At 71.0% G+C, this 11,565-nt stretch carries 8 protein-coding genes; 5 read left to right on the top strand and 3 right to left on the bottom strand.

The window, feature by feature from the left end:
* Nucleotides 1–11: 11 nt before the first annotated feature.
* Together ACIOD2_RS14950 and secA2 are read right to left on the bottom strand one after the other, a co-directional pair.
* A complete protein-coding gene (locus tag ACIOD2_RS14950; protein WP_400538084.1) occupies nt 12–563 on the bottom strand; it encodes a DUF5565 family protein in 552 nt (183 codons plus the stop codon).
* A gap of 78 nt (nt 564–641) precedes the next feature.
* On the bottom strand, nt 642–2,984 hold the full coding sequence (gene secA2 / locus ACIOD2_RS14945; RefSeq protein WP_400538082.1) for an accessory Sec system translocase SecA2: 2,343 nt from the start codon (nt 2,982–2,984) through the stop codon (nt 642–644).
* 143 nt (nt 2,985–3,127) lie between these two features.
* On the opposite strand from secA2, the gene ACIOD2_RS14940 reads away from it, so the two are divergent.
* Together ACIOD2_RS14940 and ACIOD2_RS14935 are read left to right on the top strand one after the other, a co-directional pair.
* A complete protein-coding gene (locus ACIOD2_RS14940; RefSeq protein WP_400540335.1) occupies nt 3,128–4,702 on the top strand; it encodes an alpha/beta hydrolase in 1,575 nt (524 codons plus the stop codon).
* A gap of 11 nt (nt 4,703–4,713) precedes the next feature.
* Nucleotides 4,714–6,192 (top strand): alpha/beta hydrolase, encoded by a 1,479-nt coding sequence (locus ACIOD2_RS14935; protein ID WP_400538080.1) that lies wholly within the window; start codon nt 4,714–4,716, stop codon nt 6,190–6,192.
* Here the strand turns inward: ACIOD2_RS14935 and ACIOD2_RS14930 are convergent, their stop codons facing one another.
* Nucleotides 6,193–6,822: an LppX_LprAFG lipoprotein gene (locus ACIOD2_RS14930; RefSeq protein WP_400538078.1), complete on the bottom strand. Its 630-nt coding sequence runs from the start codon at nt 6,820–6,822 to the stop codon at nt 6,193–6,195.
* Between the two features lie 87 nt (nt 6,823–6,909).
* Between ACIOD2_RS14930 and ACIOD2_RS14925 the strand changes: the two genes are divergently transcribed.
* From ACIOD2_RS14925 to ACIOD2_RS14915, 3 genes are all read left to right on the top strand, one after another.
* Complete coding sequence (locus tag ACIOD2_RS14925; protein WP_400538076.1) at nt 6,910–8,190, top strand: MFS transporter; 1,281 nt, start codon at nt 6,910–6,912, stop codon at nt 8,188–8,190.
* A 62-nt stretch (nt 8,191–8,252) separates the two neighbouring features.
* A complete protein-coding gene (glnA, locus tag ACIOD2_RS14920) occupies nt 8,253–9,596 on the top strand; it encodes a type I glutamate--ammonia ligase (RefSeq protein ID WP_323334309.1) in 1,344 nt (447 codons plus the stop codon).
* Nucleotides 9,596–11,155 carry an amidase gene (locus ACIOD2_RS14915; RefSeq protein ID WP_400538073.1) on the top strand — a complete coding sequence of 520 codons (1,560 nt, stop codon included), beginning with the start codon at nt 9,596–9,598 and terminating at the stop codon, nt 11,153–11,155. Before glnA ends, ACIOD2_RS14915 begins: the two co-directional genes overlap by 1 nt.
* Nucleotides 11,156–11,565: the final 410 nt, after the last annotated feature.

Genomic DNA, 11,565 nt, shown 5'->3' with positions numbered 1-11,565 from the left:
GAAAAGCCACCCTAGGTCGACGCGACGGCGTCCCGGTGCTTGAGCTTCGCCATCCGCCCGTCCCGGCGGTGCCACACGACGCCCTCGAACTCCGGGTGCGCGAGCAGCCACGCCATCAGCCCGTCGAAGTCGCGCGGGACGCCGGCGAACTCCTGCGCGGTCGCGTGCGGGACCAGCCGGTGCGTGCCGAGCTTCTCCGGGTCGCCGTTGATCTTCGGGCCGCACAGCTCGTAGGTGCCGGGCGCCGCACCGAAAAGCCGTTCGTGCGCTTCCTCGAAGAACGTCGCGAACGACGACTGCTCGACCGGTTCCCAGCCGACGGTCTTCCCCGTCTCGGGGTCGGTCTGCACGGCCTCGAACCCGGCCGGCGCGCTCTTGCCCGCCTTCACCTCGCGCCGCGCCCACCACGCGCCGGACTCGTCGAGCCGGACGCAGGTGCCGTCGTACTTGCGGGTGGGCACGCCCTCGCCGTCGAGCACCCACTGGCACGCGGGGTGCACTTCGCGGGTGACACGGCGAAGGTCTTCGGGATCGCGCCGGAACAGCGTCGGGATCTTGCGCATGGCGCCGATTCTGCCGCTTACGGCAACCGAAAAAACCCCCGCTCGGACGAACCGGGCGGGGGTTTTCCGGGAAGAAGGCTACTTCCGCTTGATCATGCTCCGGACCTTCTTGATGGTCTGCTCGAAGTCGGAGTCGAACGGGTTGTCGTGCACCAGGTAGGTCCACGTCGTGTTCGCGCGCCGGACGCCCGCGTCGCCGAGGTCGATGCCGTCGTCGGTCAGCTCCGCCTCTTCGAGCGTCTTCGCCGCGCGCGAGTCCGCCTCGGCGATGATCTTGTGGAACTCCGGGATCGCCGCGCGGTGGAACTCGTCGAGCGGCGTTTCGCGCGCCAGCGCCCGCAGGTGGATGCTCTCGCGGACGTCGGTCAGGTACGCGAGGTGGTCCGACCAGAGCTGGTCGACGTGGAACAGCAGCACCTCGCGGCACAGCTGCTCCAGCTTCTCCTGGTCGTCGCCCAGTTTCTCCTTCAGCTCGGCGAACTTCTCCGGGTGCGCCTTCTCCAGCTTCTCCGCCGCGTACGCCTCGCGAAGCACCTTGTCGCGGTGGGTCAGCAGGTCACGCCGCTGCCGCTCGATCAGCCGCGTGTAGCGCCAGGTGTTGCGGTGGATCTCCAGGTCGACGCCCTCGGCGACGCGCTGGGCGTGGTTGAGCTGCCGCAGCGCCGCGTTGTCGGTGATCTCGCCGGTCTCTTCGTCGTCGGTGATGCCCTCGGGCACGTCCGGCGCGTTCGACAGCACGAGCTCGTCGTTCAAGCTCGCGAAGAAGATCGCGCTGCCCGGGTCGCCCTGCCGGCCGGAGCGGCCGCGCAGCTGGCCGTCGAGCCGGCTCGACGGGTACCGCGCGGTGCCGATCACGTGCAGCCCGCCCAGCTCGACGACCTCTTCGCGGGTCGCGCCGTCGGTGCCGCCCAGCCGGATGTCGGTACCGCGCCCGGCCATCTGCGTGGACACGGTGACCGCGCCCTTCTTGCCGGCCTCGGCGATGATCGACGCCTCTTCGGCGTCGTTGCGCGCGTTGAGCACGACGCACTCGAGGTCGACCTTCGCCAGCTTCTCGGCCAGCTCCTCCGACTCGGCGACGTCCTGGGTGCCGACGAGGATCGGCCGCCCGGTCTCGTGGACCGTGCGGATCTCCTCCTCGATCGCCCGCAGTTTCTGCGACGGCGACGCGAAGACCCGGTCCTCCTGGTCCTCGCGGACGTTCGGGGTGTTCGGCGGGATGACCGCGACCTCGAGCTCGTAGAACTCGCGCAGCTGCTCGGCGACCGCGACCGCGGTACCGGTCATGCCCGCGACCTCGGGGTAGCGCGCCAGCAGCGCCTGGACGGTGATCGAGTCCAGGATCTCGCCGCGGTCGGTCGCGGTGACCTGCTCCTTCGCCTCGACGGCGGCCTGGAGGCCGTCCGGCCAGCGCTGCAGCTCGGCGACGCGGCCGCGGGCGGCGTTGATCAGCTGGACCTTGCCGTCGCGGACCAGGTAGTCGACGTCCCGGGTGAGCAGCGCGTGCGCGTGCAGCGCGACGTTCACCGCGGGGAGCCGGTCCGAAGCCGTCTCGCCGTAGAGGTCGTCGACCTCCAGGCCGAGCGACTTCGCGACGACGGACGCGCCGGCGTCGGTCAGCCAGGCGTTGCGGCCTTCGCTGTCGGTTTCGTAGTGCAGGTTGAGCCGCAGCCGCCGGACGACCTTCGCGACCTCTTCGTCGGCGTCGGTGTGGTCGATCGAGCCGGCCATCACCAGCGGGACGCGGGCTTCGTCGACCAGCACGGAGTCCGCCTCGTCGACGATCGCGACCTCGGGGGGCGGCTGGACCAGGTCGTCGACGTTCGTGACCAGGCGGTCGCGCAGCACGTCGAAGCCGATTTCGGCGACGGCGCCGTACGTGACGTCCTTGGCGTAGGCCTCCTTGCGCTCCGCCTGGGAGTGCGACGGTTCGACCCAGCCGACCGACACGCCGAGCAGCGCGTACACCGGGCCCATCCACTCGGCGTCGCGCCGGGCCAGGTAGTCGTTGACCGTGACGACGTGCGCGCGCTTGCCGCGCAGCGCGTACCCGGCCGCGGCCAGGGCGCCGGCGAGCGTCTTGCCCTCACCGGTCTCCATCTGCACGACGTGCTTGCTGAGCAGGCCCATCGTGCCGAGGATCTGGACGTCGAACGCGCGCTCGCCCAGTGCCCGCCGAGCGGCCTCACGACCGAGCGCGCACACCTCGATCAGGTGATTGTCGCCGAACGCGGTGTCCTTCAGCGTCTCGCGAAGCTTCCCGGCCCGCTCGGTCAGCTCCTCGTCGGAGAGCTTCTCGAGCTCGGGTTCGAGCTTCTCGACTGCGGGCAGCAGTGCTTCGTAGCGGGTCAGCTCGACGCTGCCCGGCCGCTGGATGATCCGGCGGAGCCGTTTGCCCACCCGGCTGATCAGTGCTGCCACCCCTGGTCTCCCGTTCTCTCTCGCTCGACCGGCCTGCCCCACCCAACGTGGCGGTGGTGCGTTCGAGTTCCGCGGCCGGATGGGACGATCCAACCGTGTTCCTTCATCCCAGCGCCAGGTCCTGTGGTCGCACGATCACCGCGATCGCGGCTTCCGCGCTGCTCGCGGCCTCGCTGACCGCCTGCACGTCCACCGGCAAGACCACGCCGCCGTCCCCGACGACCGAGTCGCACCCGCCGTCCGGGCCGGTGCCCGCGGGGCTGGAGCGGTTCTACGGCCAGAGCCTGACCTGGGCCGAGTGCGCACCTTACGCGACGTCGGAGGACGCGAGGTCGGCGTTCCAGGCGAAGGACATCCAGTGTGCGCGGCTGACCGTGCCACTGGACTACACCAAACCGGACGGAACGACCATCACGCTCGGCCTGCTGCGGCACAAGGCGACCGACGGCGGTGACCGGATCGGGTCGCTGGTGGTCAACCCGGGCGGACCGGGCGCCTCGGGCATGGTCGCCGCCGCCGGGCTGATCAAGCCGACGGCGAACACGGACCTCGGCAAGCGCTTCGACCTGGTCGGCTTCGACCCGCGGGGGATCGGCGCGAGCCAGCCGATCATCCGCTGCCTGACCGACTCCGAGCGCGACGCCGACCGCGCCGACGACAGCGAGACCGACGGCTCGGCGCAGGGCGTGCTCAAGCAGGAAGCGCAGGAAAAGGACTTCGCCGCGAAGTGCGCCCAGCGCACCGACGACGGCACCGGGCTGCTCGCCAACGTCGGCACCCGCGACGTCGTGAAGGACCTCGACGTCCTGCGCTCGGTCCTGGGCGACGAGAAGCTGACCTACCTCGGCTACTCCTACGGCACCCGGATCGGGTCGACCTACGCCGAGGCGTTCCCGAAGAACGTCCGCGCGATGATCCTCGACGGCGCGGTCGACCCGGAGCAGGACGCCGTCGAGTCGCTGGTCGCCCAGGGCCAGGGCTTCGGCGGTGCGTTCACGCAGTTCGCCAAGTCGTGCACCGCTCAGCAGGACTGCGCCCTCGGCCAGGACCCCGCCGCCGCGGTCAAGGTGTTCCAGGACCTCGTCCGGCCGCTGATCGACTTCCCGGTCCCGGTCGGCGACGGCCGCAAGCTCTCCTACGAGGACGCAACCACCGGCGTCATCCAGGCGCTCTACCAGGAGAGTCTCTGGGACGCGCTGAACACCGGCCTCAACGAGCTGAAGCAGCAGCGCGGCGCGACGCTCGAGAAGCTCGCCGACATCTACAACGAGCGCGACTCCAGCGGCAAGTACGGCACCACGCAGGACGCCTTCACCGCGATCCGCTGCGTCGACGACCCGCGCGTCACCGACCCGGCCGTCATCCTCAAGGCGCAGGAGGAGTACGTGCAGGTCGCGCCGTTCCTCGACGACGGCCGCCCGGCGAGCGCGGCCCGTGACGCCTGCGCGTTCTGGCCGGTGCCGAACACCTCGCAGCCGCACGTGCCGAACGTCGAAGGCCTGGCGAAGACGCTGGTCATCTCGACGACGAACGACCCGGCCACGCCGTACCAGGCCGGCGTCAACCTCGCGAAGGGCCTGAAGGGCGCGCTGCTCACCTTCGAGGGCACCCAGCACACGGTCTTCCTGCAGGGCATTTCCTGCGTGGACCAGGCGGGCACGGCCTACCTGGTGGACGGCACGGTCCCGGCGGAGGGCACCCGCTGCACCGGGCAGTAGGCCTGGCCGCCGTGGCCGTGCTGCTGGCGGCGTGCACGAGTGCTCCGGCACCCGCGCCGTCGCCGGCTCCTCTGCCGCCCGACCTGCGGAAGTTCACCACTCAGCAGCTCGCGTGGAGCGCGTGCGGCGAGGCACTGGACTGCGCGCACCTCACCGTGCCGCTGGACTACGCGGCGCCGGACGGGAAGACCGTCACCGTCGGCCTCCTGCGCCACAAGGCGGCGAAGCAGCGGATCGGGTCGCTGGTCGTCGACCCCGGCGGGCCCGGCGCCTGGGGTACGGCCACGGCCGCGTCGCTGGTGAAGACGCCCGCCGCCGCGCCCCTGCTCGACCGGTTCGACCTGGTCGGCTTCGACCCGCGTGGGGTTGGCACCAGCGAGCCGCGGATCACCTGCCGCACGGGCGCCGAGCAGGACGCCGACCGGGCGTCCGACGTCGAAAGCGACATGTCGCCTGAAGGGGTGAAGCAGCAGCTCGCCGAGACGACCGCGTACGGCGCGAAGTGCGTCGAAGCGACGAAGTACGGCAAAGAGTTCCTCGCGAACGTCGGCACTCGAGACGTCGTACGCGACCTCGACGTCCTTCGCGCGGCTCTCGGCGACGAGAAGCTGACCTACCTCGGCTACTCGTACGGGACGCAGATCGGCGCGGCCTACGCCGAGGCGTACCCGCGCAACGTCCGCGCGCTGCTGCTCGACGGCGCGGTCGACCCCGCGCAGGGCCTGGTGGAATCGCTGGTCGAGCAGGCCGCGGGCTTCCAGGACGCCCTGACGGAGTTCGGGAAGTGGTGCGCGGCCCGGAGTGACTGCGCGCTCGGCCGCGACCCCGCCCGGACGACCGAGGCCTTCCAGAAGCTGGCGCGTCCGCTGATCACCCGGCCCGCGCCGGCCGGGAACCGTCCCCTGTCGTTCGAAGACGCCGTCACCGGCACTTTCGGCGGCCTGTACGCCCGCAGCGACTGGGACGCGCTCAACGCCGCCCTCGCCCGGCTGGCCGCCCGCGACGGCCGCACGCTGCTGGCCTTCGCCGACGACTACTACCAGCGCGATCGCGACGGCCGTTACAGCGGCGCGATCGACGCGTACTTCGCCGTCCGCTGCGTCGACCACACCCGGCTGACCGACCGAGCCGAAATCACCCGCGCACACGAGCGGATGGTCGCCGGTGCGCCGTTCCTCGCCGGCGGCACGCCCGACACGAGCGAGCTGGACATCTGCTCGACCTGGCCGGTCCCGCCGACCTCGGCCGAGCACGCGCCGCGTCCCGAAGGCCTGCCGAAGACGCTGGTCGTCTCGACCACCCACGACCCGGCGACGCCGTACCAGCAGGGCGTCGACCTCGCGAAGGACCTCGACGGCGTCCTGCTGACCCACGAAGGCGTGCAGCACACGGTGTTCCTCGACGGCAACGCCTGCGTCGACCGCGCGGGTGTCGCGTACCTGGTGGACGGCACGGTCCCGGCGGAGGGCACCCGCTGCACGGGGCAGTGATCAGGACTGGGGCGTCAGCGACAGCTCGATCATCACCGGGCTGAGGTGGTCGCCGGCCGGCGGGATCTGCGTCCACAGCCGGACGAACCGCCGGGGACCGTCGGCCGAGACCCACACCTTGACGATGACGTCGGCGGCGACCTGCGGCAGCACGCTGTGCGCGATCGCCGCCGGCACCCGGCCGCCGACGCGCAGCGCGGCCACGCCGTCGACGTTCTCCTGGCCCTCGGTCTTCGCGTCGGTGACGCCGTCGAGCAGCCGCTTGAGCCCGGATGTCGGCCCGAGTAACGCGCCGACCGTGTACGCCTCGGGCAGCGCACCCTGCCCCGTGATCTGGTCGCCCCGCACGTCGAAGGGGGCCTTGGCGTGCCCGTCACCCTCCTGGATGTCGGCCGTGCCGGTCGCGGACCCGCCGTCGTCGAGGGTCGCGTCGCCTTCGATCTGCCGGAGCGGGAAGTCCGGCAGCACGCCGTTGACCCCGGCCGCGAAGTGCACGGTGCGCACCGACGCGAACGACGTCGCCGCGTCGCGGACCAGGTCGGCGCCCGCGGGAAACGGCCCTCGTGTGTCGGGCGAACCGGCGCACCCGGCCGTCAGGAGGACCACCAGCAGCAGGGTGATGCGGGACATTCACCAAGCCTAGCGGTGGCCTGATCCTTGCGGAGGATGTCCTTCAGGCCACTTCCGCGACCAGGCGCGCGCGATGAGACTGCTGGGGTGACTGTCGAGACCCGCCCTGCCCCGAAGCTGCACCGTGCCTGGCTGATCGCCGGTGCCGCGTTCGTCGCGCTGCTCGCCTCCGCCGGCTTCCGGTCGGCCCCCGGTGTCCTCATCGACCCGCTGCACCAGGAGTTCGGCTGGTCGACGGCCACGATCAGCTCGGCCGTCTCGGTCAACCTCGTGCTCTACGGCCTCTTCGCGCCCTTCGCGGCCGCCCTGATGGAGCGGTTCGGCATCCGCCGGGTCTCGGCCACGGCGTTGTTCGTCATCGCCGTCGGCGCGGCCGGCACGGTCTTCATGACCGCGAGCTGGCAGCTGATCCTCTGCTGGGGCGTGCTGATCGGCGCGGGCACCGGCTCGATGGCGATGAGCTTCGCCGCGACCGTCGCGGCCCGGTGGTTCGTCCGCAGCCGGGGTGTCGTCACCGGCGTGCTGACCGCGGCCGGCGCCACCGGCCAGCTGATCTTCCTGCCGCTGATCGCCAACCTGGCGGTCGGCTCCGGCTGGCGCACGGCGTCACTGGTGATCGCGATCGCGGCGCTCGCCGTCGTCCCGGTGGTCCTGCTGCTCATCCGCGACCACCCCGCCGACGTCGGCACCACGGCCTTCGGCGCGCCCGCCGACGCCGAGATCGCCCGCCCCGCCCCGAAGACCGGCTCCGCCCGCCGCGCCCTGTCCGTCCTCAAGACGGCGGCCCGCACCCGGACGTTCTGGCTGCTCGCGATCGGCTTCGCGATCTGCGGCGCGACGACGAACGGCCTGGTCGGCACCCACTTCGTCCCGGCCGCCCACGACCACGGCATGCCGCAGACGACCGCGGCCGGCCTGCTGGCCCTGGTCGGCGTCTTCGACGTCGTCGGCACGATCTTCTCCGGCTGGCTCACCGACCGCGTCGACCCGCGGATCCTGCTCGGCGTCTACTACGCGCTGCGCGGGCTCTCGCTCGCCATGCTGCCGCAGCTGTTCACCGACTCCGTGCAGCCGAGCATGTGGGCGTTCATCCTGTTCTACGGCCTCGACTGGGTGGCCACGGTCCCGCCGACCGTCGCGCTGTGTGTCCGCGCCTTCGGGGAGGCCGGCCCGATCGTGTTCGGCTGGGTTTTCGCCTGCCACCAGCTGGGGGCCGCGTTCGCCGCGTCGGCCGCCGGCCTGGTCCGCGACCAGCTCGGGAACTACACCCTGGCCTGGTATTCCGCGGCCGTGCTCGCGGTGATCGCGTCCGTCGCTTCGGTGGCCATCAAGCGCGCGAAGAAGCCCGTTCCGGTGCCGGTGAACTGACCTTCGTCACCCTCGGCGCGTCGTGAAACATCCCGTTAACACGCTGTCGTTAGGGTGCGGCCATGGATCGCCAGCAGGAATTCGTGCTCCGCACGCTCGAGGAGCGCGACATCCGTTTCGTCCGTCTCTGGTTCACCGATGTGCTGGGGTTCCTCAAGTCCGTCGCGGTCGCGCCGGCCGAGCTCGAGGGCGCTTTCACCGAGGGGATCGGCTTCGACGGCTCGGCCATCGAAGGGTTCGCGCGCGTCTACGAATCCGACATGGTCGCCAAGCCGGACCCGGCCACCTTCCAGGTGCTGCCCTGGGAGACCCCGGACGGCAGCCCGTACTCGGCCCGGATGTTCTGCGACATCGCGATGCCGGACGGCTCGCCGTCGTGGGCCGACCCGCGCCACGTGCTGCGCCGCCAGCTCTCGAAGGCCGCCGAGGCGGGTTTCACCTGCTACGTGCACCCGGAGATCGAGTTCTTCCTCCTCGCGAACCTGCCGGACGACGGCAGCGAGCCGGAGCCCGCGGACAACGGCGGCTACTTCGACCAGGCCAGCCACGCCACGGCGACGCACTTCCGGCGCCACGCCATCGAGACCCTCGAGGCGATGGGCATCTCGGTCGAGTTCAGCCACCACGAGGGCGCGCCCGGCCAGCAGGAGATCGACCTCCGCTACGCCGACGCCCTGACCATGGCCGACAACGTGATGACGTTCCGTTACGTCGTCAAGGAGGTCGCGCTGACCCAGGGCGTGCGCGCGACGTTCATGCCGAAGCCGTTCACGGACCAGCCCGGCTCCGGGATGCACACCCACATCAGCCTCTTCGAGGGTGATCGCAACGCCTTCTACGACGCCGAGGATCCGCACGAGCTGTCGGAGACGGGCAAGGCGTTCGTCGCCGGGCTGCTGCACCACGCCAAGGAGATCTCCGCCGTCACGAACCAGTGGGTGAACTCCTACAAGCGCCTGATCAGCGGAAGCGAGGCGCCGACGACGGTTTCGTGGGGCCGGGCGAACCGCTCGGCGCTCGTCCGGGTGCCGATGTATTCACCCGGAAAGGCGTCATCCCGACGGGTGGAAATCCGTACGCTGGACTCCGCGTGCAACCCGTACCTCGCGTACTCGGTCATCCTGGCCGCCGGGCTCAAGGGGATCGAGAAGGGGTACGAGCTGCCGCCACCTGCCGAGGACAACATCTGGCAGCTGTCGGACTCCGAGCGGCGCGCCGCCGGTTACGCGCAGTTGCCCCAGAACCTGGGGGAAGCCCTGGCCGAGATGGAGAAGTCCGAGCTCCTGCCGGAAGCACTCGGCGAGCACGTCTACGACTTCTTCCTCCGGAACAAGCGCTCCGAGTGGGACAACTACCGGAGCGCCGTCACCCCGTACGAACTCCGCACCCTGCTGCCGGTGCTCTGATGGGGCGGCGGCCGGTGTTCCTCGCGATCCTGGCCGCCGCACTCGTCCTCGTCCCCGCCGCACCCGCCGCTTCGGCGTCCTCTTCGAGGTTCGACCTGGACTCGGCCGACATCCCGGCGCTGCAGGCGCGGATGGCGTCCGGCCGGCTCAGCGCGGCGGGCCTGACCCGGCTCTACCTCGACCGGATCCACCAGGTCGACGGCAAGGTCAACGCCGTGCTCGCGCTGAACCCCGGGGCGCTCGGGCAGGCCCTCGAGAGTGACGCCCGGCGCCGCGCGCACCACCTGCGCGGGCCGCTCGACGGCATCCCGGTGCTGGTCAAGGACAACGTCGACACGCGCGACCAGCACACGACGGCCGGGTCGCGGGCCCTGCGCAGCTACCCGGCGAAGGACGCCACGCTGATCACCCGGCTGCGGAACGCGGGCGCGGTGATCCTCGGCAAGGCGAACCTGTCCGAGTGGGCGAACTTCCGCGCCGCGAAGCCGACGTCGGGCTGGTCGGGCGTCGGCGGCCAGACGAACAACCCGTACGTGCTGGACCGCAACCCGTGCGGGTCGTCCGCCGGGTCCGCCGCCGGCGTCGCCGCGTCGCTGGCCCAGGTCGCGATCGGCAGCGAGACCGACGGCTCGATCGTCTGCCCGGCCGGGATGACGGCGACGGTCGGCCACAAACCGAGCCTCGGCCTGGTCAGCCGCACCGGCGTGGTGCCGATCTCCGCCGAGCAGGACACCGCCGGCCCGATCGCCCGCAACGTCGTCGACGTCGCGCTCACGCTGTCGGCCCTCCAGGGGCGCGACCCGTCGGACCCGGCGACCGCGGAGTACCCGCGCACCCAGCCCACGGACTACGCGAAGCTGCTCCGGCCGGGCGTGCTGCGCGGCGCCCGGATCGGCCTGTGGCGGCTGCCGGTGCTCGGCCCTTCGACGGACGCGGTCATGACGTCCGCGAAGAATTCCCTGGTCAAGGCCGGTGCGACGGTCGTCGAGGTGACTCCGCCGTACCAGGACCGGCTCGGCGAGCTGGAGTTCCCGGCGCTGCTCACCGAGTTCCACCGCGACATCGACGCCTACCTCGCGACCCGCCCGAAGGGGCCGCGGAACCTGGCCGAGCTGATCGCCTACAACCGCGCCGACCCGCTGGAGCAGACCTGCTTCGCCGGCCAGGAGCTGTTCGAGCAGGCGCTGGCCGCGCCGCCGCCGACCGACCCGGGATACCTCGCCGGGCGCGCCGAGCTGTCGGACCTCGCGCGCCGGTCGCTGGACGAGACGCTGGCGAAGTACCACCTGGACGCGATCGCCTCGCCGACCAACCCGCCGGCGTGGAAGACCGACTGCGCGACGGGGGACGACGACGTGATCCCGTCCTCGACCCCGGCCGCCGTCGCGGGCTACCCGGACGTGACCGTGCCCGCGGGGTTTACCGGACCGCTCCCGGTGGGTATCTCGTTTATGGGTGCGCGGTGGTCCGACGGCCGGATGCTGGCGCTCGCGGCGGACTTCGAGCGGGCCGCGCCGGCCCGTGTCCCGCCGCGCTATCTGCCGACTTGGCCGTCGTAGCCCTCCGTAAGCACCCTGACCTGCGGAGATACCGTTAAGTGACCCCCCTGTCGGGACCGGTTTCGGGGCATGTAAAGTTCTCCAAGTCGCCAGGAACACCGGGTCACACCGGGGCCGCAAGCCCCAGAGACCAGGGCGGGACGAGCGGGTTGACACCGCGAATCGGACCGGGTAATGTTCAGCGTCGGCCCACGAGCGGCCGCCGAATCCCTACGACTAACTTCGTAGGCTGAGGCATGCTCGACCAAAAGTTTGTGAATATCGCTTGGAACAACTGCCGAGGTTGAGCCCGCCGATAACGCGGGTGATTCCAGAGTGTGTTGCTTGAGAACTCAACAGTGTGCTAGTGAACTAAGCCAGTAGAGCTTATGTATTGAAACCTCGTATGAGGTTCCTTTGAGAGCATTAAA

This window comes from Amycolatopsis sp. NPDC088138 (assembly GCF_044741685.1).
Classification (GTDB): domain Bacteria; phylum Actinomycetota; class Actinomycetes; order Mycobacteriales; family Pseudonocardiaceae; genus Amycolatopsis.
Note: the sequence above shows the minus strand (reverse complement) of the source record. Positions and strands in the feature narration are given on the sequence as shown.

Excerpts from the sequence above, each read along its gene's own strand:
- ACIOD2_RS14950 (WP_400538084.1), bottom strand. The coding sequence starts at position 563 with ATGCGCAAGATCCCGACGCTGTTCCGGCGCGATCCCGAAGACCTTCGC.
- glnA (WP_323334309.1), top strand. The coding sequence starts at position 8,253 with ATGGATCGCCAGCAGGAATTCGTGCTCCGCACGCTCGAGGAGCGCGAC.
- ACIOD2_RS14915 (WP_400538073.1), top strand. The coding sequence starts at position 9,596 with ATGGGGCGGCGGCCGGTGTTCCTCGCGATCCTGGCCGCCGCACTCGTC.
- ACIOD2_RS14930 (WP_400538078.1), bottom strand. The coding sequence starts at position 6,822 with ATGTCCCGCATCACCCTGCTGCTGGTGGTCCTCCTGACGGCCGGGTGC.